The organism is Ectothiorhodospira mobilis (assembly GCF_016584115.1).
Taxonomy (GTDB): domain Bacteria; phylum Pseudomonadota; class Gammaproteobacteria; order Ectothiorhodospirales; family Ectothiorhodospiraceae; genus Ectothiorhodospira; species Ectothiorhodospira mobilis.
Genome location: NZ_NRSK01000023.1, coordinates 22,141 through 45,601, shown reverse-complemented (window position 1 = coordinate 45,601; position 23,461 = coordinate 22,141). Strand labels below are relative to the sequence as shown.

The 23,461-nt window shown below is 69.4% G+C and carries 24 protein-coding genes, 1 other RNA gene and 1 riboswitch; of the genes, 11 read left to right on the top strand and 14 right to left on the bottom strand.

The genetic code is table 11. The annotated features are described in order from the left end of the window. The first annotated feature begins 160 nt into the window (after window positions 1-160). The 3 genes from lgt to CKO33_RS09840 are packed head-to-tail and all read left to right on the top strand — an operon-like array spanning window position 161 to window position 2,295. Window positions 161-964 (top strand): prolipoprotein diacylglyceryl transferase, encoded by an 804-nt coding sequence (gene lgt, locus CKO33_RS09850; RefSeq protein WP_200182020.1) that lies wholly within the window; start codon window positions 161-163, stop codon window positions 962-964. A 3-nt stretch (window positions 965-967) separates the two neighbouring features. After that, on the top strand, window positions 968-1,801 hold the full coding sequence (locus CKO33_RS09845) for a thymidylate synthase (RefSeq protein WP_200182018.1): 834 nt from the start codon (window positions 968-970) through the stop codon (window positions 1,799-1,801). Next, complete coding sequence (locus tag CKO33_RS09840) at window positions 1,798-2,295, top strand: dihydrofolate reductase (protein ID WP_200182016.1); 498 nt, start codon at window positions 1,798-1,800, stop codon at window positions 2,293-2,295. Before CKO33_RS09845 ends, CKO33_RS09840 begins: the two co-directional genes overlap by 4 nt. 10 nt (window positions 2,296-2,305) lie before the next feature. Here CKO33_RS09840 and znuB read toward each other — a convergent pair whose 3' ends face one another. Both znuB and CKO33_RS09830 read right to left on the bottom strand, forming a co-directional pair. Continuing rightward, window positions 2,306-3,127, bottom strand: a complete 822-nt coding sequence (znuB, locus tag CKO33_RS09835; protein ID WP_200182014.1) for a zinc ABC transporter permease subunit ZnuB — start codon at window positions 3,125-3,127, stop codon at window positions 2,306-2,308. Between the two features lie 13 nt (window positions 3,128-3,140). Then, window positions 3,141-3,911: an ATP-binding cassette domain-containing protein gene (locus tag CKO33_RS09830; RefSeq protein ID WP_200182022.1), complete on the bottom strand. Its 771-nt coding sequence runs from the start codon at window positions 3,909-3,911 to the stop codon at window positions 3,141-3,143. 142 nt (window positions 3,912-4,053) lie between these two features. Here CKO33_RS09830 and CKO33_RS09825 point away from each other — a divergent pair, with 142 nt between their 5' ends. Next, window positions 4,054-5,016 carry a zinc ABC transporter substrate-binding protein gene (locus tag CKO33_RS09825; RefSeq protein ID WP_200182012.1) on the top strand — a complete coding sequence of 321 codons (963 nt, stop codon included), beginning with the start codon at window positions 4,054-4,056 and terminating at the stop codon, window positions 5,014-5,016. A gap of 24 nt (window positions 5,017-5,040) precedes the next feature. On the opposite strand, the gene CKO33_RS09820 is transcribed toward CKO33_RS09825, so the two are convergent. From CKO33_RS09820 to CKO33_RS09780, 9 genes are all read right to left on the bottom strand, one after another. After that, entirely contained in the window at window positions 5,041-5,403 is a 363-nt protein-coding gene (locus CKO33_RS09820; RefSeq protein ID WP_200182010.1) for a diacylglycerol kinase, read from the bottom strand. Continuing rightward, window positions 5,403-6,866 (bottom strand): aminomethyl-transferring glycine dehydrogenase subunit GcvPB, encoded by a 1,464-nt coding sequence (gcvPB, locus tag CKO33_RS09815; RefSeq protein WP_200182008.1) that lies wholly within the window; start codon window positions 6,864-6,866, stop codon window positions 5,403-5,405. The genes CKO33_RS09820 and gcvPB overlap by 1 nt, the downstream gene beginning before the upstream one ends. A gap of 67 nt (window positions 6,867-6,933) precedes the next feature. Then, the gene (gene tpx / locus CKO33_RS09810) at window positions 6,934-7,434 is read right to left on the bottom strand and encodes a thiol peroxidase (RefSeq protein ID WP_200182006.1); all 501 of its coding nucleotides are present in this window, start codon (window positions 7,432-7,434) and stop codon (window positions 6,934-6,936) included. Window positions 7,435-7,501: 67 nt separating this feature from the next. Next, entirely contained in the window at window positions 7,502-8,863 is a 1,362-nt protein-coding gene (gcvPA, locus tag CKO33_RS09805) for an aminomethyl-transferring glycine dehydrogenase subunit GcvPA (protein WP_200182004.1), read from the bottom strand. 139 nt (window positions 8,864-9,002) lie between these two features. Further along, on the bottom strand, window positions 9,003-9,395 hold the full coding sequence (gcvH, locus tag CKO33_RS09800) for a glycine cleavage system protein GcvH (RefSeq protein WP_200182002.1): 393 nt from the start codon (window positions 9,393-9,395) through the stop codon (window positions 9,003-9,005). Window positions 9,396-9,457: 62 nt separating this feature from the next. Continuing rightward, window positions 9,458-10,561 (bottom strand): glycine cleavage system aminomethyltransferase GcvT, encoded by a 1,104-nt coding sequence (gcvT, locus tag CKO33_RS09795; protein ID WP_200182000.1) that lies wholly within the window; start codon window positions 10,559-10,561, stop codon window positions 9,458-9,460. A gap of 149 nt (window positions 10,562-10,710) precedes the next feature. Beyond that, window positions 10,711-10,802: riboswitch (glycine riboswitch) on the bottom strand. A gap of 101 nt (window positions 10,803-10,903) precedes the next feature. Continuing rightward, window positions 10,904-11,533, bottom strand: a complete 630-nt coding sequence (locus tag CKO33_RS09790; protein WP_200181998.1) for an SAM-dependent methyltransferase — start codon at window positions 11,531-11,533, stop codon at window positions 10,904-10,906. Window positions 11,534-11,603: 70 nt separating this feature from the next. Next, a complete protein-coding gene (gene pepP, locus CKO33_RS09785) occupies window positions 11,604-12,929 on the bottom strand; it encodes a Xaa-Pro aminopeptidase (RefSeq protein ID WP_200181997.1) in 1,326 nt (441 codons plus the stop codon). A gap of 22 nt (window positions 12,930-12,951) precedes the next feature. Next, on the bottom strand, window positions 12,952-13,497 hold the full coding sequence (locus CKO33_RS09780; protein ID WP_200181995.1) for a UPF0149 family protein: 546 nt from the start codon (window positions 13,495-13,497) through the stop codon (window positions 12,952-12,954). A 143-nt stretch (window positions 13,498-13,640) separates the two neighbouring features. On the opposite strand from CKO33_RS09780, the gene CKO33_RS09775 reads away from it, so the two are divergent. From CKO33_RS09775 to CKO33_RS09755, 5 genes are all read left to right on the top strand, one after another. Beyond that, window positions 13,641-13,874 (top strand): TIGR02449 family protein, encoded by a 234-nt coding sequence (locus CKO33_RS09775; protein WP_200181993.1) that lies wholly within the window; start codon window positions 13,641-13,643, stop codon window positions 13,872-13,874. Next, window positions 13,871-14,182 carry a cell division protein ZapA gene (locus CKO33_RS09770; protein ID WP_200181991.1) on the top strand — a complete coding sequence of 104 codons (312 nt, stop codon included), beginning with the start codon at window positions 13,871-13,873 and terminating at the stop codon, window positions 14,180-14,182. Before CKO33_RS09775 ends, CKO33_RS09770 begins: the two co-directional genes overlap by 4 nt. Window positions 14,183-14,231: 49 nt before the next feature. Next, window positions 14,232-14,417, top strand: a non-coding RNA gene (gene ssrS / locus CKO33_RS09765) — 6S RNA. 108 nt (window positions 14,418-14,525) lie between these two features. Further along, window positions 14,526-15,164, top strand: coding sequence for a 5-formyltetrahydrofolate cyclo-ligase (locus CKO33_RS09760; RefSeq protein WP_200181989.1), 639 nt, complete (start codon window positions 14,526-14,528; stop codon window positions 15,162-15,164). Further along, window positions 15,149-15,613: an EVE domain-containing protein gene (locus CKO33_RS09755; protein ID WP_200181987.1), complete on the top strand. Its 465-nt coding sequence runs from the start codon at window positions 15,149-15,151 to the stop codon at window positions 15,611-15,613. The genes CKO33_RS09760 and CKO33_RS09755 overlap by 16 nt, the downstream gene beginning before the upstream one ends. Here the strand turns inward: CKO33_RS09755 and ilvA are convergent. After that, complete coding sequence (gene ilvA, locus CKO33_RS09750) at window positions 15,582-17,150, bottom strand: threonine ammonia-lyase, biosynthetic (protein ID WP_200181980.1); 1,569 nt, start codon at window positions 17,148-17,150, stop codon at window positions 15,582-15,584. The two genes, CKO33_RS09755 and ilvA, sit on opposite strands and share 32 nt — an antisense overlap. A gap of 98 nt (window positions 17,151-17,248) precedes the next feature. Here ilvA and rpiA point away from each other — a divergent pair, with 98 nt between their 5' ends. Then, complete coding sequence (gene rpiA, locus CKO33_RS09745) at window positions 17,249-17,908, top strand: ribose-5-phosphate isomerase RpiA (protein ID WP_200181977.1); 660 nt, start codon at window positions 17,249-17,251, stop codon at window positions 17,906-17,908. A 28-nt stretch (window positions 17,909-17,936) separates the two neighbouring features. After that, window positions 17,937-18,140, top strand: coding sequence for a DUF2905 domain-containing protein (locus CKO33_RS09740; protein WP_200181976.1), 204 nt, complete (start codon window positions 17,937-17,939; stop codon window positions 18,138-18,140). A gap of 58 nt (window positions 18,141-18,198) precedes the next feature. Here CKO33_RS09740 and CKO33_RS09735 read toward each other — a convergent pair whose 3' ends face one another. Both CKO33_RS09735 and CKO33_RS09730 read right to left on the bottom strand, forming a co-directional pair. Continuing rightward, entirely contained in the window at window positions 18,199-22,044 is a 3,846-nt protein-coding gene (locus CKO33_RS09735) for a DUF3683 domain-containing protein (RefSeq protein WP_200181974.1), read from the bottom strand. Window positions 22,045-22,328: 284 nt separating this feature from the next. Beyond that, a complete protein-coding gene (locus tag CKO33_RS09730; RefSeq protein ID WP_200181972.1) occupies window positions 22,329-23,375 on the bottom strand; it encodes a porin in 1,047 nt (348 codons plus the stop codon). Between the last annotated feature and the right edge of the window lie 86 nt (window positions 23,376-23,461).

Genomic DNA, 23,461 nt, shown 5'->3' with positions numbered 1-23,461 from the left:
AGTCCTTGGGTCTTGAGCATGAGGATCATCCTCCGATGATCCCAAACCCCGACCGCCTTCAGGCTCACTTCACGCTGGAATCACGTCCCTCCTTCAGGCTCATGTGTCGTTGGACAAGGCTTGGTGAGGTCCGGGAGAATCACGTAGAATCCGCCTTCCCATGTCCGCCTACCCGAGCCATCCCTTCATCGACCCCGTGGCCATCGAGATCGGCCCCCTGGCCATCCACTGGTACGGGATCATGTACCTGCTGGGCTTCGCCGCCTTCTGGGGCCTGGGGCGGCTGCGCGTGCGCCAGCCCTGGAGCCCGCTGACGGCGGAACAGCTGGGGGATCTGCTGTTCTATGGCGTCCTCGGGGTCCTCCTGGGGGGGCGCCTGGGCTATGTACTGTTCTATCAGTGGGACGCCCTGGCCGGGGACCCGCTCATGGTGCTGCGCATCTGGGAAGGGGGCATGAGCTTCCACGGCGGACTGATCGGGGTCCTGCTGGCCACGGGCCTCTATGGCCACCGCCAGGGCATCGCCTTTTTCCGGCTCACGGACTTCGTGGCCCCGCTGGTGCCCATCGGCCTGGGTCTGGGCCGTATCGGCAACTGGATCAACGGCGAGCTCTGGGGCAAGCCCACGGACCTGCCCTGGGCCATGGTCTTCCCCGCGGCGGATCTGCTGCCCCGACACCCCAGCCAGCTCTACCAGGCCTTCCTGGAGGGGGTGGTGCTGTTCACCGTGCTCTGGTTCTTCACCCGCCGGCCGCGACCCACCGGGGCCGCCTCCGGGCTGTTCCTCATCGGCTACGGGCTGTTCCGCTTCATCATCGAATTCGTGCGCGAACCGGACGCCCACCTGGGCTACCTGGCCTTCGGCTGGCTGACCATGGGCCAGCTCCTGAGCCTGCCCATGATCCTGGCCGGTCTCGGCCTCATGGCCTGGGCCGGGCGCCGTAACCGGCCCCCGGAGGTGTGAAGCGTGCGCCCCTACCTGGAACTGCTGCAGGAGATCCTGGACCACGGCACGGAGAAGGACGACCGCACCGGCACCGGCACCCGTTCCCTGTTCGGACGCCAGATCCGCTTCCACCTGGCGGACGGCTTCCCGGCCGTGACCACCAAGCGGCTGCACCTGAAGTCGGTGGTGCACGAGCTTTTGTGGTTCCTGCGGGGGGAGACCCATCTGGACTACCTGCATACCCACGGGGTGAGCATCTGGGACGAATGGGCCACGGAGGACGGCGACCTCGGCCCCATCTACGGCCGCCAGTGGCGCTCCTGGCCGGCCCCCGACGGGCGCAGCATCGACCAGATGCGGGAGGTGGTGGAGCAGATCCGCAGCCGCCCCGATTCCCGCCGGCTGGTGGTGAGCGCCTGGAACGTGGCGGACCTGCCGGATGAATCCCGCTCCCCGGTGGAGAACGCCCGGGACGGACGCATGGCCCTGGCCCCCTGCCACTGCCTGTTCCAGTTCTACGTGGCCAACGGGCGCCTCTCCTGCCAGCTCTACCAGCGCAGCGCGGACATCTTCCTGGGAGTGCCCTTCAACATCGCCTCCTACGCCCTGCTCACCCACATGGTGGCCCGGGCCACGGGACTGGAGGCGGGCGAATTCGTGCACACCTTCGGCGACGTGCACCTGTACCGCAACCATCTGCAACAGGCCCGGGAGCAACTCGCCCGGGAACCCTTCCCCCTGCCGCGGCTGTGGCTGAATCCCCAGGTGGACGACCTGTTCGCCTTCCGCTTCGAGGACATCCGCCTGGAGGACTACCGCTGCCATCCCCCCATCAAGGCCCCCATCGCCGTATGAACGCCCCCGAACCCCTGCTCACCGTGGTGGTGGCCATGGACCGCAACCGCCTCATCGGGGCGGTGGGCGGCCTGCCCTGGCACCTGCCGGCGGACCTGGCCCACTTCAAGCGCCTCACCCTGGACGGGACCCTGCTCATGGGGCGGCGCACCTTTGAATCCATCGGCCGTCCCCTGCCCCGCCGGCGCAGCATCGTGGTCAGCCGCGACCCGGGATATCAGGCCGGGGGCTGCACCGTGGTGTCCTCCCCCGAGGCGGGACTCGCGGCGGCGGCGCCCGCGGCGGAGGTCTTCCTCATCGGTGGCGCCGACCTCTTCGCCCAGCTGCTGCCCCGCTGCCGGCGCATCCACCTGACGGAGATCCATCACGCCTTTACGGGGGACACCTGGATGCCCCCCTTCGGCCCCGGCTGGCGGGAGACGGCCCGCGAGTTCCATGCCGCGGACCCCCAAAACCCCCACCCCTACAGCTTTGTCACCCTGGAACGGGACTGACGCCTCGGACTCAGGCTTCGGATCGTTCCGGATCCCCGCGACGCCGCATCCAGTCCACCGGCACGGCCAGCATCAGCAGGAAGATCCCCGCCGCCGCCACCACGATGGAGGGCCCCGCCGGGGTATCCCAGTTCCAGGAGCCCCAGAGTCCCGCCGTCACCGCCAGGCAGCCCAGGAGTGAGGCCAGGGCCGCCATCTGTTCCGGGGTGCGGGACAGCCGCCGGGCCGCGGCGGCGGGGATGATCATCAGGGAGGTGATGAGCAGTACCCCCACCACCTTCATGGCCACGGCGATGACCAGGGCGATGAGCATCATGAAGGCGATGCCCACCGCCGTCACCGGCACCCCCTCCACCCGGGCCAGGTCCTCGTGCACCGTGGCCGCCAGCAGCGGACGCCAGATCCCCACCAGAGCCAGCAGGGCCACCGCACCGCCCCCCAGGATCCACCCCAGGTCCACCCAGGACACCGCCAGGATGTCCCCGAAAAGATAGGCCATCAGGTCGATGCGCACCGTCTCCAGAAAGGCGATGGCCACCAGCCCCAGGGACAGGGCGCTGTGGGCCAGGATGCCCAGGAGGGTGTCCGAGGCCAGCCGGCGCTGGCGTTGCAGCACCACCAGGGCCGCCGCCAGGGCCATGCACACCAGGATCACCGACAGGTTCACGCTGATGCCCATGAGGAACCCCAGGGCCACCCCCAGCAGGGCCGAATGGGCCAGGGTGTCGCCGAAGTAGGCCATGCGCCGCCAGACCATGAACGAACCCAGGGGGCCTGCCACCAGGGCCACCGCCAGGCCGCCCAGCAGGGCCCGCAGGATGAAGGCGTCCATGGGTATACCTCCGTCAGTCGTCGTTGTCCTCACCGTGGACCGGCGCCCCTTCCGGGGCGGATTCGGGGAGGATGTTGCCCCGCAGGTCGTGGTGGTGATCGTGATGATGGGGATAAAAGGCCACCCCGGGGGGCATGGAGTCGCCGAAGAGGCGGCGGTAGGCCGGATCCCGGCTCACCACCTCGGGATGTCCCGTGCAACAGACATGGCGGTTCAGGCACACCACCGAATCCGCCGCCGCCATCACCAGGTGCAGTTCGTGGGAGACCATCAGCACGCCGCAGCCGTAGCGGTCCCGCAGGGCGGCGATGAGCTGGAACACCTCCCCCTGGCCGGACACATCCACCCCCTGGGCCGGCTCGTCCAGCACCAGCAGATGGGGCTCCCGCAGCAGGGCCCGGGCCAGCAGGATGCGCTGCATCTCCCCTCCGGAGACGGACTGCACGGGCTGATCCAGCAGCCGCCCCACCCCCACCTCCCGGAGCACGTCCTGCAGCCGCTGCCGGGGGAGGCGCCGCCCCAGGGAGAGGAAACGGCGCACCGTGATGGGCAGGATCTCGTCCACCACGATGCGCTGGGGCATGTAGCCGATGCGCAGCCCCCGGCGCCGGTGCAGCACCCCCTCCGTGGGGGGCACCAGACCCAGCAGGACCCGCAGCAGCGAGGTCTTGCCGGCACCGTTGGGACCGATGATTGTGGTGATCTGCCCGGGTTCGATGCGCAGGTCCACGTCCCGGAGGATACGCCGCCCCCCCAGGACCAGGCCCACGCCGCGGGCCTCCATGAGGCAGGAAAGGTGGTCCGAAGACTGGCTCTTCTGGTTCGTTGCAAACAGCACGGCCGGACTCCCCATCGGCACCCGGTGGAACGCCGCAAGGATGTTATATTATATCCTTTTCCCAGCCAACGGATTCCGGGAGGTCTTCATGGAACGCGCATCCCGTCTGCTCATCCTGATGCTCGCATTGATCGCCTGGGGCAGCGCCGGGGCGGCGCCCCGGGTGGTGACCAGTATCGCCCCGATCCACAACCTGGTGCACGGTGTCATGGAAGGCGTGGCGGAGCCGGTGCGGCTGGTGCCGCCGGGGGCCTCGCCCCACACCTACCGCCTGCGGCCCTCGGACATGCGCCGCCTGCACGAGGCCGACGTGGCGGTGTGGATCGGCCCGGAGATGGAGACCTTCCTGGTACGCCCCCTGGCCACGGCGCCGGAAGACCTGGTGCGGGTCTCCCTCATGGAGGACGCCGATCTCATCGTCCACCCGCGGCGCGAGGGCGGGCTGTGGGAACACCGCCCCCATGCTGACGGGGATGCCCACGGCCATGGCCACCCGGAGGAGGACCACGACCGGGATGTGGACACCCATGTCTGGCTCTCCCCGGAGAACGCGGTCCGCATCACCCGCCACGTGGCCGGGGTGCTGGCGCAGGCGGATCCGCAGAACGCCCAGCGCTACCGGGCCAACCGCGACCGCATCCTGGCGGAGCTCCAGGCCCTGGATGCGCAGCTTGCGCAACGCCTCGCCCCCGTGGACGACCGGCCCTTCATCGTCTTCCACGACGCCTACCAGTACTTTGAACGCCACTACGGCCTGAGCCCCGCCGGCTCCATCACCCTGGACCCCTCCAGGTCCGTGGGTGCGCGGCGCATCCATGAGATCCGGGAGCGCATCCGCGGGGCCGGGGCCCTGTGCGTCTTCGTGGAACCCCAGTTCGAGCCGGATCTGGTGCATACCCTGGTGGAAGGCACCGATGCCCGCACCGGGGTGCTGGACCCCCTGGGGGCGGCATTGCCCCCGGGGGTGGAGAGCTATTACCGGCTGCTGCGGGACCTGGCGGACCACCTGGTGGACTGCCTCAGCCGCGATGGCGCCGACGGCGGGCGCTGAGGGCCCGCCGGGAGGGGCGAACGGTCAGAAGAGGAGGATCAGCCCCCAGACCAGGGCGGCGTGGACCAGGGCCAGGAGCACGGCCGCCGAGCCCATGTCCTTGGCGCGGGCGGAGAGGGGGTGCGGCTCACCGCCGAAACGGTCGATGGCCGCCTCCAGGCCGCTGTTGAGCAGTTCCACGATGAGCACCAGGATCAGGCTGCCCAGCAGCAGGACCCGTTCCACGCCCCCCTCCCCCAGCCACAGGGCCAGGGGGGCGAGCACGGCACAGGCCAGAAGCTCCTGGCGGAAGGCCGCCTCGTGGCGGAAGGTGCTGCACAGGCCCTTCCAGGAGTACCCGGCGGCCTTGACGATGCGGGTCAGCCCCCGGTGGCCGCTGGCGGCCATCAGCCGGCCGCCGCCTCATCGGCGGACCAGGCCACATCCAGGGCCTTGGCCGCCCGCACCTCGTCAAAGCGCCGGTTGGACAGGGTATGGGGGGCGGTCTTCACCGTCTCGGTGTCGCTGGAGGCCTCCTCCAGGATCCGGGCCATGGCCTCCACGAAGGCGTCCAGGGTCTCCTTGCTCTCCGTCTCCGTGGGCTCCACCAGCAGGCACTCGGGCACCAGCAGCGGGAAGTAGGTGGTGGGGGCGTGGAAGCCGTAGTCCAGCAGGCGCTTGGCCACATCCATGGCGGTCACCCCCTGCTCCTTCGCCTGGCGCTTCAGGGTGACGATGAACTCATGGGTGGCGCGGCGATCCGGGAAGGCCACGTCGAAGCCCTGCTCCCGCAGGCGGGCCATGAGGTAGTTGGCGTTGAGGGTGGAGTAGTCCGCCACCCGGGGCATCCCCTCCCGCCCCAGCAGGCGCATGTAGACATAGGCCCGCAGCAGCACCCCGGCGTTGCCGGCAAAGGCCGACAGGCGGCCGATGGTCTGGGGCAGGTCCGCCTCCGTGACCCAGCGGTAGCCCTCCTCCCGGCGCTCCACCAACGGCACGGGCAGGAACGGACGCAGGCGCTCGCTCACCCCCACGGCCCCGGCCCCCGGCCCACCGCCCCCGTGGGGGGTGGAGAAGGTCTTGTGCAGGTTCATGTGGATGACGTCAAAGCCCATGTCCCCCGGGCGCACCTTGCCCAGGATGGCGTTGAGATTGGCCCCGTCGTAGTACAGCAGCCCGCCGGCTTCGTGCACCAGTCCGGCGATCTCCCGGATGCGCCGCTCGAAGACCCCCACGGTGGAGGGGTTGGTGAGCATGATCCCGGCGGTGGCGGGCCCCACGGCCGCCTTCAGGGCCTCCATGTCCACATCCCCGGAGGCGTCGGTGGGGATCTCCCGCACGGTATAGCCGCACATGGTGGCGGTGGCGGGGTTGGTGCCGTGGGCCGCGTCGGGCACCAGGATCTCGGTGCGGGCCGTATCGCCCCGGGCGCGGTGATAGGCCCGGATCATGGCCACGCCGGCGAACTCCCCCTGGGCCCCGGCCATGGGGGTGAGGGAGACCTGGCGCATCCCCGTCACCTCCTGGAGCATCTCCTGCAGTTCATGCATGCAGGCCATGAAGCCCTGGCTCTGGGCCTCGGGGGCATGGGGATGGCGGCGCAGGAACCCCGGCAGCATGGCCAGGCTGTTGCTGGCCCTGGGGTTGTACTTCATGGTGCAGGAGCCCAGGGGATAGAACTGGGTGTCGATGGAGAAGTTCTTCTGCGACAGCCGGGTATAGTGGCGCACCACGTCCATCTCCGACACCTCCGGCAGCGGCGCCCGGCGCGTGCGCCGGAAGCGCTCCGGCAGCACCGGAGTCTCGGCCCGTTCCAGGGGGGCCTGGGCGGCAGCCCGGCGGCCGGGACGGGAGAGTTCGAAGATCAGCATAGCCTGCTCCTGATTCACGGGATTCGGGTTTGGGGCCCGGCGGCCTGTGGCGCACCGGGCCCGGGGATCATGACAAGTGGGCGAGAACGGCGTCGTAGTCCGGTTCCTGGGTGATCTCCGGCACCAGCTGGGCGTGCAGGATGGTGTCGTCCGCGTCCAGCACCAGCACGGCCCTGGCGGCGATCCCCGCCAGGGGGCCGTCCACGATGAGCACGCCGTAGTCCCGGGCGAAGTCCCGGGAGCGCATCATGGACAGGGTCTTCACCCGGTCCACCCCCTCGGCCTGGCAGAACCGGCCCTGGGCGAAGGGCAGATCGGCGGAGACATTGAGCACCACCACATCGTCCCGGCCGGCGACATCGGCATTGAACCGCTTTGCGGAGGCGGCGCACACGTCGGTATCCAGGCTGGGCACGATGGACAGCACCTTCCTCACGCCCCGGAAATCCCCCAGGGAGACGTCGTTCAGGTCCTTGTCCACCAGGGTGAAGTCCGGCGCCCGGGTGCCCACCTGGGGCAGTTCACCGCTGGTATGGATGGGATTGCCCTGCAATGTGATCTCGGCCATGGGACCCTCCTGAGGGTTGCGGCTGGATGACTCGGGTCGGCCCGGATGGCACGCCCCTGTAGGGAACTTAGGAAGCCGCCCGCGCCTTTTCCAGTGCCGCCACGTAACGGTCCAGGTCCGCGCCGGTCTTGGTCTCGGTGACGCACACCAGCAGCGCGTCCTTCAGCTCGGGATAGTCCCGGCCCAGGGGATAGCCCGCGAGCACCCCCTCCTCCGCCATGGCCGCGGCCACGCGTTCGGCATCGCCACCCACGCGCACCGCCACCTCGTGGAAGCGTTCGCCGGAGAACACCGGCTCGCAGCCGCAGGCCGCCAGTCGCTCCACCAGATTCTGGGTATGGGCCATGGAGGCGGCGGCCACCCGCTCCAGCCCCTCCGGACCCAGCAGGGCCATGTGGATGGTGGCGGCGGTGACCATCAGCCCCTGGTTGGTGCAGATGTTGGAGGTGGCCTTGGAACGGCGGATGTGCTGCTCCCGGGCCTGCAGGGTGAGCACGAAACCATCACGGCCGTCGGCGTCCGTGGTGCGCCCCACGACCCGGCCGGGCATCTGCCGGGCGTGTTCCTTGCGGCAGCACATGAAGCCGAAATAGGGTCCGCCGGAGGACAGGGGCGCGCCCAGAGGCTGGCCCTCGCCCACGACGATATCGGCCCCCTTCCCGCCCCATTCCCCCGGCGCCTTGAGCAGGGCCAGGGAGACGGGATTGACCACGCCGATCACCTGCATGCCCTGTCCATGGGCCCAGTCGGTGAGGGCGTCCGCCTCCTCCAGCACGCCGAAGAAGTTGGGCTGGGGGATCACCAGGGCGGCCGCCTCCCCGGGGGCCTCGGCCTCCAGGGCCGCGGGATCCACGCGGCCGGCGGCGGCATCGAAGGGCAGGTCCACCAGCTCGATCCCCTGGGGGGAGACGATGCTGCGCACCACGGCGCGGTAGGCGGGATGCACACTGGCCGGCATGAGGATGCGCTGGCTCTTGTTCTTGCGGTTGGCGCGCACGGCCATGAGGGCCGCCTCCGCCAGGGCGGAGGCCCCGTCGTAGAGGGAGGCGTTGGATACCGGCAGGCCGGTGAGCCCGGCCATCATGGACTGGTATTCGTAGATGAGCTGCAGCGTCCCCTGGCTGGCCTCCGCCTGATAGGGGGTGTAGGCGCTATAGAACTCGCCGCGGGTGGCGATCTGCCAGACCGCCGCCGGCACGTGGTGCTCATAGGCCCCGGCGCCGATGAAATTGAGTGCGGTGGCGTCCCCGGCGGACCGGGTCTCCATGAGCCGGGTCACCTCCATCTCGCTCAGGGCCGGGGGCAGCCCCTTGAGACCGTCCACCCGCAGGGCCTGGGGGATCTCGTCGAACAGCGTCTCGATGGCATCGGCGCCGATGGCCGAGAGCATCTCGCGCACGTCGGATTCGGTGTGGGGGATAAAGGGCATGGTCTTGGGGATTCTCCGGATGACGAAAAGCAGGGGCGAACCGGTCCCGTGCCCCGGGAAGGGAGGCCGGGGTCCGGGGGCGGGCGGGGAGCCCCCGCCCGCAACGCTCACGCATGGCCCGGTACGGGCAGCGGCGGGATCAGCCCTCCGCCTCCAGGTGGGCCTTGTAGGCCTCGGCATCCATGAGGCCGGCCAGTTCACCGCTGTCGGCGGGCTTCACGCGAAAGAGCCAGCCCTCGCCGTAGGGATCGCTGTTCACCAGCTCGGGGCTGTCCCCCAGCTGCTCGTTCACCGCCGTCACCTCGCCGCTCACCGGGGCGTAGACATCGGAGGCCGCCTTCACCGATTCCACCACGGCACAGGCGCTGCCGGCCTCCAGGGTCGTGCCCGCCTCGGGGGTCTCCACGAAGACCAGATCCCCCAGCAGCTCCTGGGCGTGCTCGGAGATGCCCACGGTGAGGCTGCCATCGGACTCCTGGCGCACCCATTCGTGGGATTTGGCGTACTTCAGATCGCTCGGGACATTGCTCATGGGGATGGCTCCTGAAAAGGCTGAAAATGCTTTGGGGATTGGAAAGGGCGATTGAATCGGTTTCAGGCCGGGATGTCGACCACCGGCTGGCCGTTGCGGGCGAACGGGGGCCGCACCACCCGGGCCGGCACCGCCTTGCCGCGGATCTCCACCTGGACGCGCTCGCCGGCCCCGGCCGGGAGGCGGGCCAGGGCGATGGAGGCCCCCAGGGTGGGGGAGAAGCTGCCACTGGTGGTCTCGCCCTCGCCGGCCTCCCCGGCCAGGACCTTCATGTGTCCCCGCAGCACCCCCCGGCCCTCCAGCACCAGACCCACCAGGCGGCGGGGCACCCCTTCGGCCTTCTGACGCTCCAGGGCGGCGCGGCCGATGAAGTCCCGGTCCGCCGGCTCCAGGGCCACGGTCCAGCCCAGGGCGGATTCCAGGGGGGTGGTGGTCTCGTCCATATCGGTGCCATAGAGGTTCATGCCCGCCTCCAGGCGCAGGGTGTCCCGGGCCCCCAGGCCCACGGGGCGTACCCCGGCCCCGGAAAGGGCCGACCAAAAGGCACGGGTCTCCCCGGCGGGCAGGATCACCTCAAAGCCATCCTCGCCGGTGTAGCCGGTGCAGGCCACGAACCAGTCGCCGGATTCCATGGCGTGGAAGGGGGTCAGCTCCGCCGCCGGGCCCTGCAGGGCCCCGGGCAGCAGGGGCAGAATGCGCTGCCGGGCCCCGGGGCCCTGCACCGCGATCATGTCCAGGTCCTCCCGCTCGGTCACGGACAAGCCCTGATGAGCGGCCGCCACCTCCTGCATCCAGGCCAGGTCCTTGTCCCGGGTGGCGGCATTGACCACCACGCGATAACCCTCCTCCCGGCGATAGACGATGAGGTCGTCCAGCACGCCACCGTCGGCGTTGAGCATGCAGCTGTAGAGGGCGCGGCCCGGGGTGCGGAGCTTGTCCACGTCGTTGGCCAGCAGGCGGCGCAGGTAGGCGCGGGCACCGGGACCGGCCACGTCCACCACCGTCATGTGGGAGACGTCGAACATGCCGGCATCGCGGCGCACGGCGTGGTGCTCCTCCAGCTGCGAGCCGTAGTGGATGGGCATGGACCAGCCGGCAAAGTCCACCATGCGGGCGCCGGCGGCCACGTGGGTATCGTGCAGGGTGGTCTGTCTGGGCGTCGTCATGGCTTCAGGCTCCCGTTGAACGAAAAAGGGGCGGCCGACACGTGCTGGGTGTCGACCGCCCCTCTGTCCTGAAACCTGAGAGATTGAACCACGCCCGTGGCGCCGGCTATCCCCTTCGGTGGGCCCTCGGGCCGCTCTCCAGAGTCGATGCGGGCAGCGCAGTCCTTTTGCCTGAGCGTTTCCGGGCGGAAGTTGCGCCTTCGGCGCCTCCCCAAGGGGAGGTCTCTCCCACGCTGCCGGGGTGACTGGTCACCCGTTTCTGTGGCCGCCACTATACCTGGGGTGTCATCAAAGCGAAAGCATTCCGAAGGGTATGAATCCGGGATCCTTTATAGCCCACGGCTATGGCTTGCCGGAGGCCCCCGGTGCCGGCTCGGGGCGGCGGATGAGGGCCCGGGTCACCGCGGCACGGCCCTGATGCCCCGGCCCTTCGTCCAGGTGCACCGCCACCTCCGCCAGCTCCCGGAACTCGGCATCCACCAGGTCCTCCCGCAGGGTGACGCTGCCATAGAGCATGGCGACGTCCCGGGGACCCCCGCTGTGGTAGTGGATCTGCTCCGGATGGAAGGCCTCCAGCAGCAGCCATCCCCCGGGCTTCAGGGCCCGGAACATGGCGGCATGCACCCGCCGGCGCTGCTCCGGGGGCAGATGCAGGAAGATGGAGACCACGTGGTCGAAGCGCTCCCGGGGCCAGTCCCAGCCCGCCAGATCGGCGCAGACGGTGTGCAGCGACACGCCGCGGTGCTGTGCCAGGGCCTCGGCCTTGTCCAGGGCCTGGCGGGAGAAGTCCACCGAGGTCACCTCCAGCCCCCGGCCGGCCAGCCAGACCCCGTTGCGGCCCTCACCGTCCCCCACGCACAACACCCGCTGTCCGGGCCGGTACAGGGCGTGATGGGCCAGGAGATAGGCATTGGGCGCCGTGCCGTAGACATATCCGCCGGCGGCGAAACGGTTATCCCAGAACTCTTTCATGATGCGATGTCCCCTGGCGATCCGGCCAGATAGTGTAGGCCAATCCCGGCGGCGCCGGGGCATGCGGGGCTCAACGCACGCCAGCCATGAGGGCCTCGATGGCCTCCGGGGCCTTGGGGCAGTCGTGCGTGAGCACCTCGTGCCCGTCCCGGGTCACCGCCACGTCGTCCTCGATGCGCACGCCGATGCCGGCCAGCGCCTCCGGCACCCCCTCGCCCCCCGGCGGGAAATAGAGCCCCGGCTCGACGGTCATCACCATCCCCGGCTGCAGGGGCCGCGGGGCACCGTCCACCCGGTAGTCCCCCACATCGTGCACATCCAGACCCAGCCAGTGCCCGGTGCGGTGCATGTAGTAGGGCCGATAGGCCCCCTCCTCCACCAGCCGCTCCACCGGGCCCTGCAGCACCCCCAGGTCCACCAGCCCCCGGGTGAGCACCGCCACCGCCGCCTGGTGGGGCTCCTCCCAGTGCCGCCCCGGGGCCACCCGGGCGATGGCCGCCGCCTGGGCCTCCAGGACGATGTCGTACACCGCCCGCTGGGCCGGGGAAAAGCGCCCGTTCACCGGGAAGGTGCGGGTCACATCGCCGGCGTATCCCAGGTATTCGCAACCGGCATCGATGAGCACCAGGTCACCGTCCCGCAGCCGGTCCTCGTTCTCGGTATAGTGCAGGATGCAGCCGTTGGCCCCCCCGCCGACGATGGAGGCATAGGCCGGTTCCATGCCGGCATGGCGGAAGGTATAGAGCAGTTCCGCCTCCAGCTGGTACTCCCACATCCCCGGCCGGCAGGCGGCCATGGCGCGCCGATGGGCCTCCACGGTGACCGCCGCCGCCCGGCGCATGGCCTCCAGCTCCTGCCCCGACTTGAACAGGCGCAGCTCGTGCAGCAGGGGGTCCAGGGACACCAGCGCCCGGGGCGGGCGCACCCCGGCACGGCCACGGCGGCCCATGGCCTCGATCCAGGCGCTCACCCGGCGGTCCATGCCCGACTCGTGCCCCAGGCTCAGATAGACCCGCTCCCGGCCCTCCAGCAGGCCGGGCAGGAGCTGCTCCAGGTCCGCCAGGGGATGGGCCTCGCCGGCGCCGAAGTCGCGCACCGCCCCCTCCGTGCCCGCGCGGCGGCCGTGCCAGGTCTCCTTCTCGGGATCGCGCTCGCGGCAGAAGAGGATATAGTCCCCTTCGGCCCGCCCCGGCACCAGCACGGCCACCGCCTCGGGCTCGGTGAAGCCGGTGAGGTACCAGAAATCGCTGTCCTGGCGGAAGGGATGGGTCACATCCCGGTTGCGGGTGCGCTCCGGGGCCCCGGGGATGATGGCGATGGCCCCCTCCCCCATGGCCTCCATGAGGCGGCGGCGGCGGTGGGCGAATTCCTGCAGTCGGGTCGGGTTCGGGATCATGGCTCGATGGTCCGAAGCGGGCTCAGTGCAGCCCGGAGGGGCCCTTCAGGGGCTGGAGCTCCTCACTCACCAGCAGCACACCCACACGCACGTATTCGTGGATCTCCTGGAAGGCGGCCTCATCCTCCTCCTGGTCGTCCAGGGAGAAGCCCGTACGGGCGATCTCGGACAGATCCCGGACGATCTCCGCGGAGTCCTGGGGCAGGGTGCGGGGCTCCCCCACGCCGGCCAGGGCCAGGCCATAGAGGAAACCCTGGCACCACAGCCCCAGGGCCTCCACCCGCCGCTCCAGATCGCTGTCATCGGGGGGCAGCAGCAGATCGAAGCTCAAGAGGGCATCCGCCAGCTGGGTGCGGGTGGCCTCGAACAGGGCCGCAAGGGCCTGCGGCGGCGCCGCCTCCCCCTGCCCCCCGGCGTCCGGGGGCAGGATCTCCCGCAGCCAGGCCCCGGCCCCGGAACCCAGATTGGCGGTGAGCAGGCCGCAGAGGGTGCCGTGGACCTCGGCGGCGCCGGCGGCGGCACCGGCGGTGCGCAGGCTGTCTTCGACGGCTTCATAACCAGGCATCATGGCACGGATCTCGCGTGGGGCGGGGAGGGTTTCTGGCCAGTCTAACACCGCCGCATCCCCCCTGCCCATGCGCCCCGCCGGGGCCTGCAGGGTCCTGCCCCGGACCGTTGACGCCCCCCGCCGGACAGGCCTATATTGGCCCCATGACGGAGGCGCCCCACAACGATCCCGCCGAACAGACGTTGCGGGAACTGGAATCCCGGGTGGAGGCGCTGGTGCAGTTCTGCGACCGCCTGCAGGAGGAGAACCGCCTGCTGCGGCAGGAGAACGAACAGCTGCGCTCCGAACGGGCGGCGCTGTCGGAACGGGGCGAACAGGCGCGCATCAAGGTGGAGTCCATGATCAGCCGCCTGCGTTCCATGGAGCAGGCCTCGTGAACGAACGCGCCACCGAACCGGTGACGGTGCAGATCCTGGGCAAGGACTACCGCATCGCCTGCCCGGAGGACGAGCGCAGCGCCCTGGTGGCCTCCGCCGACCTGCTGGACCGGCGCATGAAGGAGATCCGGGACACCGGCAAGGTGGTGGGGGGGGACCGCATCGCCGTCATGGCGGCGCTGAACCTCACCCACGAACTGCTGGCCATGAAGGGCCGGCAGGCCCGCACGGACGAGCGCATGCAGCAGCTGCGGCAACGCATCGATGCCGCGCTGGCCCGGCAGGAGGGCCGGGAACACGCCGGCTGAGGCGGACAACGGCCCGGATGGCCAAAGGTTTTGAGTTTGACGAGTTTGGGCACCTCTGCGGTGTACGTGTGCGGCCGGGGTTTATCCTTGAGCCTAATGAACTACCCCGGGAGCCGAACTGCGATGGTGTTGTGCATGTCCGCCCTCGTGCGGAAAGCCTGGATCCATCGCGTAGGCACCCACTTGAACCGCTGGTTCAAGGTCGAAGGTCTGCCACGGCACATGCGGAGCGTGTCCTCCTTATCCCCAGGGCCGGCCCCAACAGGCCGGCCCTTTTTTCTTCGGGCCTTTTTCCTTCGGGGAGGTCCCCGCAATCCCCTCCCCTTTCCTTGCTGATACCGCCATGCAGCCACCGCGCCATGCCCTGCGACGCGACCTGAGACGGCGGCGGCTCGCCCTCTCCCCCGGGGAGCGCCGGGCCCTGGCCTGGCAGGTGGCGGCACGGGTGCGCCATCACCGCCTGTTCACCGCCGCGCGGCATATCGCCTTCTACCTCCCGGACCGGGGGGAGGTGGACCCCGGCCCCTTGATGCAGGCGGCCCGGGCCGCCGGCAAGCAGCTCTACCTGCCGGTGCTGGCCCCGCGCCATCCGCGCCTGTTGTGGTTCATGCCCTGGCAGCCGGGGGACCGGCTGGTGCGCAACCGCTTCGGCATCCCCGAGCCGCCGGTGCGGGCACGCCGCCGGCGGCCGGCGCGGCACCTGGACCTGGTGATCGCCCCCCTGGTGGGCTTTGACCGGGCCGGCCACCGCCTGGGCATGGGCGGCGGCTTCTACGACACCACCTTCTCGCATCTCAACCGCCACCGCTGCTGGCACCGGCCGCGCCTGCTGGGCCTGGCCTACGGCTTCCAGGAGGTGGCGGCCCTGCCCCATGCCCCCTGGGACGTGGCCCTGGACGCGGTGGCCACGGAACGGGAACTGATCCTCTGGTCCCGCCGGGATCAGGGCGACACGGGAGGATCCCCATGCGCTACTGGCTGATGAAATCCGAACCCGGGGTCTTCGGCATCGACGACCTGGAACGGGTGGGGGAGGAACCCTGGGAGGGGGTGCGCAACTACCAGGCCCGCAACATGCTGCGGGACGAGATGCACGCCGGGGACCTGGCCTTTCTCTATCACTCCAACTGCAAGGTGCCCGGCATCGCCGGGATCATGCGCATCGTGCGCGGGGGCTATCCCGATGACACCGCCTGGACCCCCGGACACCGCTATCACGACCCCCGCAGCACCCCCGAAAACCCCCGCTGGTTCCGGGTGGATGTGGCCTTCCAGCGACGCCTGGAGCGGATCATCCCCTTAAGCGAACTGAAACAGGCCCCGGAGTTGTCCGCCATGCCCCTGGTGCGCCGCGGCAACCGCCTCTCCATCCTGCCGGTCACCCCCGGGGAATGGGACTTCATCCTCTCTCTGGAGAACCCCCGGGACTGAGCTCCGGCACGGCCCCGTTTTCAGGCCCGAGGAACAACCGGTAGACCGGGTTGTCCGTCTCCTCCCAGTGGATGTAGCCCAGATCCTTCAGGAAGCGCCTGAAGCGGGTCTTGTCCTCGGGGGGCACCTGCAGCCCCACCAGCACCCGGCCGTAGGCGGCGCCATGGTTGCGGTAGTGGAACAGGCTGATGTTCCAGTCCTGGCCCATGTGGCTGAGGAAGTTCATCAGCGCCCCCGGCCGCTCCGGGAACTCGAAGCGGTAGACCCGCTCGTCCCCCACGTGGGTGGCGTGCCCGCCCACCATGTGGCGCAGGTGGGCCTTGGCCATCTCGTTGCGGCTCAGGTCCACGATGGCATAGCCCCGGGCCTCCAGGTCCGCCAGCAGGGCCTTGCCCTCCGCCTCGCCGCCGCTCAGCTGCACCCCCACGAAGACATGGGCCTGACGGTCGTCGGCATAGCGGTAGTTGAACTCGGTGACGGAACGCTTGCCGATGGCCTCGCAGAAGGCACGGAAACTGCCGGGGCGCTCGGGGATGGTGGCGGCGAACAGGGCCTCCCGGTGCTCCCCCAGCTCCGCCCGCTCGGTGACGTGGCGCAGACGGTCGAAGTTGATGTTGGCCCCGCTGAGCACGGCGGCATAGCGGCCGTCGCGGGTCCCCTCCCGCTCCAGGTACTTCTTCAGGCCCGCCACCCCCAGGGCCCCGGCGGGTTCGGCCATCACCCGGGTGTCGTCGAAGATGTCCTTGATGGCGGCGCAGAGCTCGTCCGAGGACACCAGCAGGATCTCATCCACGTATTCCCGGGCCAGGCGATAGGTCTCCTTGCCCGCCTGGCGCACCGCCGCGCCGTCGGCGAAGATGCCCACCTGCTCCAGCACCACGCGGCGCTTCTTCTCCAGGGCCTGCTGCATGCAGGGGGCATCATCCGGCTCCACGCCGATGACGCGGATGTCCGGACGCAGGGCCTTGATGTAGGCGGCCATGCCGCCGAGAATGCCGCCGCCGCCCACGCCCACGAAGACGGCGTCCAGCGGGTCCGGATGCTGGCGCAGCAACTCCATGGCCACGGTCCCCTGCCCGGCGATCACCTCCGGTTCGTCGAAGGGATGGATGAAGGTGTAGCCGTTCTCCTCCACCAGCTCCTGGGTGAGCCGGTAGGCCTCGTCGTAGGAATCACCGTGCAGGATGGCCTCCCCCCCCAGGGCGCGCACCGCGTCCACCTTGATGGACGGCGTGGTGCGGGGCATGACGATCACCGCCGGGATCCCCAGGCGGCGGGCGGAGAGGGCCACCCCCTGGGCATGGTTGCCGGCGGAGGCGGCGATCACCCCCCGGGCGCGCACCTCCGGCGGCAGCTGCACGATCTTGTTGTAGGCCCCCCGCAGCTTGAAGGAGAACACCGGCTGCAGGTCCTCGCGCTTGAGCAGCACCTGGTTGCCCAGGCGGCGCGAGAGGGTGGGCATGGGGTCTAAGGGGGTTTCGCGGGCCACGTCGTAGACGCGGGCGGTGAGGATCTTCTGCAGGTAGGGATAGGTCATGGGATCAAGATACCGCCCGCCCTTCCCCAGCCGCAAGCGGTGATGACCCCGCCCCGCCGCTGCGCGTAGAATGCCCCTCAAACCAGAGGAGAAACCCCATGAGCAACGCGGACGACATGAAGAAGGCCGCCGCCCAAGCGGCCCTGGAATACGTGGAAGACGGCATGATCGTGGGCGTGGGCACCGGATCCACGGCCAACCACTTCATCGACCTGCTCGCCGGCATGAAGAACCGCATCGAGGGCGCCGTGGCCTCCTCCGAGGCCAGTGCCCAGCGCCTGCGGGGACACGGCATCCAGGTGATGGACCTGAACAGCACCGGCACCCTGCCCCTGTACGTGGACGGGGCCGACGAGGCCACGGAACACCTGCACCTGATCAAGGGGGGCGGCGGCGCCCTCACCCGGGAGAAGATCGTGGCCGCCGCCAGCGAGACCTTCGTCTGCATCGCCGACGAATCCAAGCGGGTGGACGTGCTGGGGGCCTTCCCCCTGCCGGTGGAGGTGATCCCCATGGCCCGCAGCTACGTGGCCCGGGAGATCCTCAAGCTGGGGGGGCAGCCGGAGCTGCGCCAGGGCTTCACCACGGACAACGGCAACCTCATCCTGGACGTGCACAACCTGCGCATCGCCAACCCGGTGGAGATGGAGACCACCCTGAACCAGATCGCCGGGGTGGTCACCGTGGGGATCTTCGCCCGCCGCCCGGCGGATGTGCTGCTGCTGGCAGGCCCCGACGGGGTGCGCACCCTGAGGTAGGCCCGCGGCCGGCGGGAGGACGCGCGCCATGGCCCGGATCCTGATCGCCCTGGGCATTCTGCTCCTCCTGGCGGGCCTGGCCTGGCCGTGGCTTGCGCGGCTGGGCCTGGGGCGCCTGCCGGGGGACCTGCTCATCCAGCGGGACGGCTTCACCTTCTACCTCCCCCTCACCACCTCCCTGGTGGTCAGCGCGGTGGTGTCCCTGCTGCTGTGGCTGATCCACCGCCTCTAGGGCCGGCGCTCCGGGCCACGCCATCCGGCGCACCCGGGCGCGGCGGCCCGGGGCGGGCCTAGAGCAGCACCTTCTCGATGCCCTCACGGCGGGCCTGGTCGATGAACCGGCGCTGCCAGTCCGCCCCCAGGAGGGCCTCGGCCATCTCCACCACGATGTAGTCGGTGCCCACGCCGGTCTCCTCGCCATAGCGGGCCAGCCCCTGCTGGCAGGCGGGACAGGCGGTGAGGACCTTCACCTGCCCCGGGTCCGCCACGGATTCACCGGTGAGCTGGGTCACCCCCTTGGTGATCTCCTCCTGCTTGCGGAAGCGCACCTGGGTGGCCACGTCCGGGCGGTTCATGGCGAAGGTGCCCGCCTCGCCGCAGCAGCGGTCGGAGTGGACCACCGGCTGCCCCATGAGGGCATTGGCCACCTTCAGCGGGTTATGGGTCTTCATGGGGCTGTGGCAGGGATCGTGGTACAGGTACTGCCGCCCTTCCACGCCGTTTTCCAGGGTCACCCCCTTCTCCAGCAGGTATTCGTGGATGTCCAGCAGGCGGCAGCCGGGGAAGATGCGCTCGAACTCGTATTTGAGCAGCTGATCCATGCAGGTGCCGCAGGAGACGATCACCGTCTTGATGTCCAGGTAGTTGAGGGTGTTGGCCACGCGGTGGAAGAGCACGCGGTTGGCGGTCTCGATCTCCCGGGCCTTCTTCGCCTCCCCGGAGGCCTCCTGGGGATAGCCGCAGCAGAGATAGCCCGGCGGCAGGACCGTCTGGGCCCCGGTGCGGTAGAGCATGGCCAGGGAGGCCAGGGCCACCTGGCTGAACAGGCGCTCGGAGCCGCAGCCGGGGAAGTAGAACACCGCCTCGCCGTTGTCCTCCATCTGCGCCGGATCCCGCACGATGGCCACATGGCTGGGATCGTCCAGCCCCAGCATGGTGCGGGTGGTCTGGGCGGGCACATCCGCCGGCAGGGGCTTGTTCATCATGTGGATGACCTGCTCGTGCAGCGGCCGCCGGCGGGTGGTGGCGGGGGGGATGGCCGGCCCCTTGAGACCCACGCGCCGGAACAGGGTATGCCCCACCCGCTGGGCGGTGAAGCCCCACTGCACCAGGGCCTTGTGCATCACATGCACCGCCCGCGGATCCTGGATGTTCAGGTAGGTCATGGAGACCCGGGCGGCCATGCTGCTGCGGCGCTGGCGCTGCTCCTTGAGGATGGTGCGCATGCGCGCGGTGACGTCGCCGAAGTCGATGTTCACCGGGCACGGCGGCAGGCATTTGTGGCACACGGTGCAGTGGTCCGCCACCTCGTTGAGCTCATCGAAGTGGCGGAAGGACAGGCCGCGGCGGGTCTGTTCCTCGTAGAGGAAGGCCTCGATGATGAGCCCGGTGGCCAGGATCTTGTTGCGCGGCGAGTACAGCAGGTTGGCCCGGGGCACGTGGGTGCTGCACACCGGCTTGCACTTGCCGCAGCGCAGGCAGTCGCGGATGTCGTCGTTCAGGGCCCCCAGCTCGCTCTGCTCCAGGATCAGGGCCTCCTCCTCCACCAGGCGCAGGGAGGGGGTGTAGGCCATGGCCAGGCCGGAGCCCGTCATGAGCTTGCCGCGGTTGAAGCGGTTGTCCGGGTCCACCCGGCGCTTGTAGTCGGCGAAGGCCTCCACCACCTCCGGGTCCAGGTACTGCATCTTGGTGAGCCCCACCCCGTGCTCGCCGGTGATGACGCCGCCGAGGCTGCGGGCCAGGTCCATCACCTGCCCGACGATGCGCTCCGCCTCGTGCATCATAGCGTAGTCGTTGGAGTTCACCGGGATGTTGGTGTGCACGTTGCCGTCCCCGGCGTGCATGTGCAGGGCCACGAACAGGCGGCTGGTGAGCACCCGGTCGTGGATCGCCTGGATGCGCTGGCGCACAGTGTCCAGATCCCGCCCGTCGAAGATCTCGAACAGCGGGGCCTCCAGCTCGCGGCGGTAGGAGATCACCAGGTCATGGCGCAGGATGAGATGCACCAGCCGGTCGCCGGGACGCCGCGCCTGGCGGGCCGTGTCGTCCAGGAGTTCATCCACCTCGGTGGCGTCCGTCTCCAGGTGCTCCAGGATGCGGCGCCAGCGGTCGCGCACCTGCAGCACATGGGCCTCGGCGGCCTGGCGGCGCTTCTCGAACCAGTTGCGCGCCTCGTCGTTGTCCAGGCCCAGCCTGGCCACCAGGGCCTGGCGGTCCGCGTCCAGGCATTCGAGGATCTCCTCGGCCATGCGCAGCTTGTTGGTGAGGGACTGGTGGATATTGATGCGCTCGATGCCCTCGCTGTATTCCCCCAGGCGCTCCAGGGGGATGACCACGTCCTCGTTGATCTTGAAGGCGTTGGTGTGGGCGGCGATGGCGGCGGTGCGGGAGCGCTCCTCCCAGAAGCGGCGGCGCGCCTCGGGGCTGACGGCGATGAAACCGTCGCCGTTGCGGGCATTGGCCATGCCCACCACCCGGGCGGCGGCATCCGCCACGGCCTGCTCATCGTCCGAGGCCAGGTCGGCCATGAGCAGCATCTTGGGCCGCTCCCGCCGGGACCCCTTGGGGGTGTAGCGCACGGCGCGCACGTAGCGGTCGTCCAGATGCTCCAGCCCCGTGAGCTGCACCTTCGGATCCGCCTCCAGATCGTTCTTGATCTCCACGATGGCGGGCACCGCCTGATGCAGGTCCGGGCCGTAGAACTCCAGGCACACCGTGCGCAGGTGAGAGGCCATGCGGTGCACCACGAACACCGCCGAGGTGATGAGGCCGTCGCAGCCCTCCTTCTGTACCCCGGGGAGATCGAACAGGCGCTTGTCGGTCACGTCCTTGCCCAGCCCCTCGCGGCGGCAGGCGCGGCCGGGGAAGGTGATCTCCTCCGGCTCCCCCTCGGGGGTGTGGCCGTCCGCCTGGTAGCGGGTGATGCGGAAGGTCACCTCCTCCTGGTCGTGGATCTTGCCCAGGTTGTGGTTCACCCGCTCCACCTCAATCCAGCGGGCGTCGGGGGTCACCATGCGCCAGGAGGCCAGATTGTCCAGGGCGGTGCCCCACTGCACGGCCTTCTTGCCGCCGGCGTTCATGGCGATGTTGCCGCCCGCGGTGGAGGCGTCCTGGGAGGTGGGATCCACGGCGAAGACATGGCCGCCCCGCAGGGCCGCCTCGGAGATGCGCCGGTTCACCGCCCCGGCGCCGGTGTGCACGGTGGGCACCGGCTGTTCCAGGCCGGGCAGCTCGCGGAATTCCACCTCGCCCACCCAGTCCAGCTTCTCGGTGTTGATCACCGCCGCGTCGGGGGTCAGGGGCACGCCGCTGCCGGTGTAGCCGGTGCCGCCGCCCCGGGGGATCACCGTCAGCCCCAGTTCCAGGCAGGCGGCCACCACCTGGGCCATCTCCTCCTCGGTGTCGGGGGTGATCACCACGAAGGGCAGCTCCACGCGCCAGTCGGTGGCGTCGGTGACATGGGACACCCGGGCCAGGCCGTCGAAGGCGATGTTGTCCCGGGCGGTGTGGCGCAGAAGCCGGCGGCGCACCCGTTCGCGCAGGGCCTGCTGCTCGGGGAACCAGGCCTCGAAGCGGCGCACCGCCTGCCGCGCCGCCCCGGCCAGCTCCAGGGCCTTCTCGTTGCCGTCGGCCCGGGCCACGATCTGGTCGATGCGATGGTCCATGGCGCCGATGAGATGGCTCAGGCGCTTCTTATCCGCCAGCAGGTCATCCTGGATATAGGGGTTGCGCGTCACCACCCACATATCCCCCAGCACCTCGAAGAGCATGCGGGCGGACACGCCGGTGCGCCGCTGGGCGCGCAGGGTGTTGAGTACGTCCCACATGGACTCGCCGAGAAACCGGATGACGATCTCCCGGTCGGAATAGGAGGTGTAGTTGTAGGGGATCTCGCGAATGCGGGTCGTGGAGGTCATAGATGCGGGGAGGATTGCGAAGGGAACTTGGGAGGGTAACAGCACCGCCCCCTCCGGACAAGTCAAGCCCCGCGTTTGCCACGAAAAATTCACTTTCATTTCATGGGGTTATCGACACGGAACCGGCCCGGGTGCATACACCGCAGCGCAGCAATCGGCGGCATTTCCCCCGCCGGAACAGAAAAAGGGCGCGAGCGGAACCCTCCGCATCGCGCCCTTCAATACAGGGCCCCTTGCCGCCGGGGCGGCGAAGGGACCAGGACGTCGGCCTGGGGGCCGATTTCTTAGAAGTTGTGGGCCACACCCACCTGGAAGCCGGAGACCTCGGCGCCAGCCGCAGAGGCTGCCACACTCTTACCCTTGCCGGAACCGGTGAAGGCATAGGTGGCGGCATCGTCATTGGACATCTGGGCGTAGGTGGCGTACATGTTGGTGCGCTGGGACAGGTTGTAGCCGGCGCCCAGGGCGTACATGTCGGCCCCAGTTTCGTCCATGTCGTTCTCATCGGCCATGGAGTAGGAGGCCATCAGGTAGGCCTGGCCCATGGCGTACTTGCCACCCAGGTGGAACATGTCCCGATCACCAAAGGCATCCTGATCGGAGTCCAGGTTCTCGTACATGGCCGCCAGGGTGAAGCCCCCCAGGTCGTAGGTGCCGCCCACCTTCCAGCCGGTGGCATCGGCGTCACGCGCAGCGTTGTACTCGTTCATCTGCTGGTAGGCCACGCCCAGGTACATGGGGCCCTGTTCGAAGGTGCCGGCCAGGGACATGGCACTCCGGTCATTGGCATAGGCGTCCGGGGTGTCGTCGTCCTTGTCCGTGGTGTAGTTGGCCATGAAACGCATGCCGTCCAGGTTCGGGCTCATGTAGACGATGGTGTTGTCGTCGCGGTTGTAGAAGTTATCCACCCCCGCGGCATCATCGAACTGACCGGCGATGTGGTGCATGTCGCCCAGGGTGTCGGCGAAGAAGTTCAGGGGCAGGGTGGCGGTCTTGTAGGCACTATCGTGCTTACCCAGACGCAGTTCACCGAAGCCGCCGGCCAGGCCCAGGTAGGTGTTGCGGGCGGTCAGGTCGGAGTTGTCGAAGGTCTGGCGGTCGCTATAGAGACCGGCCTCGATCTGGTAGACCCCCTTCAGGCCCATACCCAGGTCCTCGGAACCGCGCACACCCAGGCGGGAGGAGTTGGAGGCCAGCTGGTGGGAGGAGTCCTCATCGTTGTCCACGAAGTCCAGGGACAGGTTCATGCGGCCGTACAGGGTGGTGTCGGCCATGGCGGCGGGGGCGGCCACGGCAGCGGCCACGGCGAAAGCGAGTACGGTTTTCTTCATGATTGTGGATCCTCTGCAGAGTGTTGTTATGGATGGCTCGGATGTGTCAGCCATATACAACGGATGCAGGAGCCGTGCCACAATCC

What these genes read in the sequence shown, in the direction of transcription:
- lgt (WP_200182020.1), top strand. Translation starts at nt 161, where the DNA reads ATGTCCGCCTACCCGAGCCATCCCTTCATCGACCCCGTGGCCATCGAG.
- CKO33_RS09840 (WP_200182016.1), top strand. Translation starts at nt 1,798, where the DNA reads ATGAACGCCCCCGAACCCCTGCTCACCGTGGTGGTGGCCATGGACCGC.
- znuB (WP_200182014.1), bottom strand. Translation starts at nt 3,127, where the DNA reads ATGGACGCCTTCATCCTGCGGGCCCTGCTGGGCGGCCTGGCGGTGGCC.
- CKO33_RS09830 (WP_200182022.1), bottom strand. Translation starts at nt 3,911, where the DNA reads ATGGAGGCCCGCGGCGTGGGCCTGGTCCTGGGGGGGCGGCGTATCCTC.
- CKO33_RS09825 (WP_200182012.1), top strand. Translation starts at nt 4,054, where the DNA reads ATGGAACGCGCATCCCGTCTGCTCATCCTGATGCTCGCATTGATCGCC.
- CKO33_RS09820 (WP_200182010.1), bottom strand. Translation starts at nt 5,403, where the DNA reads ATGGCCGCCAGCGGCCACCGGGGGCTGACCCGCATCGTCAAGGCCGCC.
- gcvPB (WP_200182008.1), bottom strand. Translation starts at nt 6,866, where the DNA reads ATGCTGATCTTCGAACTCTCCCGTCCCGGCCGCCGGGCTGCCGCCCAG.
- tpx (WP_200182006.1), bottom strand. Translation starts at nt 7,434, where the DNA reads ATGGCCGAGATCACATTGCAGGGCAATCCCATCCATACCAGCGGTGAA.
- gcvPA (WP_200182004.1), bottom strand. Translation starts at nt 8,863, where the DNA reads ATGCCCTTTATCCCCCACACCGAATCCGACGTGCGCGAGATGCTCTCG.
- gcvH (WP_200182002.1), bottom strand. Translation starts at nt 9,395, where the DNA reads ATGAGCAATGTCCCGAGCGATCTGAAGTACGCCAAATCCCACGAATGG.
- gcvT (WP_200182000.1), bottom strand. Translation starts at nt 10,561, where the DNA reads ATGACGACGCCCAGACAGACCACCCTGCACGATACCCACGTGGCCGCC.
- CKO33_RS09790 (WP_200181998.1), bottom strand. Translation starts at nt 11,533, where the DNA reads ATGAAAGAGTTCTGGGATAACCGTTTCGCCGCCGGCGGATATGTCTAC.
- pepP (WP_200181997.1), bottom strand. Translation starts at nt 12,929, where the DNA reads ATGATCCCGAACCCGACCCGACTGCAGGAATTCGCCCACCGCCGCCGC.
- CKO33_RS09780 (WP_200181995.1), bottom strand. Translation starts at nt 13,497, where the DNA reads ATGATGCCTGGTTATGAAGCCGTCGAAGACAGCCTGCGCACCGCCGGT.
- CKO33_RS09775 (WP_200181993.1), top strand. Translation starts at nt 13,641, where the DNA reads ATGACGGAGGCGCCCCACAACGATCCCGCCGAACAGACGTTGCGGGAA.
- CKO33_RS09760 (WP_200181989.1), top strand. Translation starts at nt 14,526, where the DNA reads ATGCAGCCACCGCGCCATGCCCTGCGACGCGACCTGAGACGGCGGCGG.
- CKO33_RS09755 (WP_200181987.1), top strand. Translation starts at nt 15,149, where the DNA reads ATGCGCTACTGGCTGATGAAATCCGAACCCGGGGTCTTCGGCATCGAC.
- ilvA (WP_200181980.1), bottom strand. Translation starts at nt 17,150, where the DNA reads ATGACCTATCCCTACCTGCAGAAGATCCTCACCGCCCGCGTCTACGAC.
- rpiA (WP_200181977.1), top strand. Translation starts at nt 17,249, where the DNA reads ATGAGCAACGCGGACGACATGAAGAAGGCCGCCGCCCAAGCGGCCCTG.
- CKO33_RS09740 (WP_200181976.1), top strand. Translation starts at nt 17,937, where the DNA reads ATGGCCCGGATCCTGATCGCCCTGGGCATTCTGCTCCTCCTGGCGGGC.
- CKO33_RS09735 (WP_200181974.1), bottom strand. Translation starts at nt 22,044, where the DNA reads ATGACCTCCACGACCCGCATTCGCGAGATCCCCTACAACTACACCTCC.
- CKO33_RS09730 (WP_200181972.1), bottom strand. Translation starts at nt 23,375, where the DNA reads ATGAAGAAAACCGTACTCGCTTTCGCCGTGGCCGCTGCCGTGGCCGCC.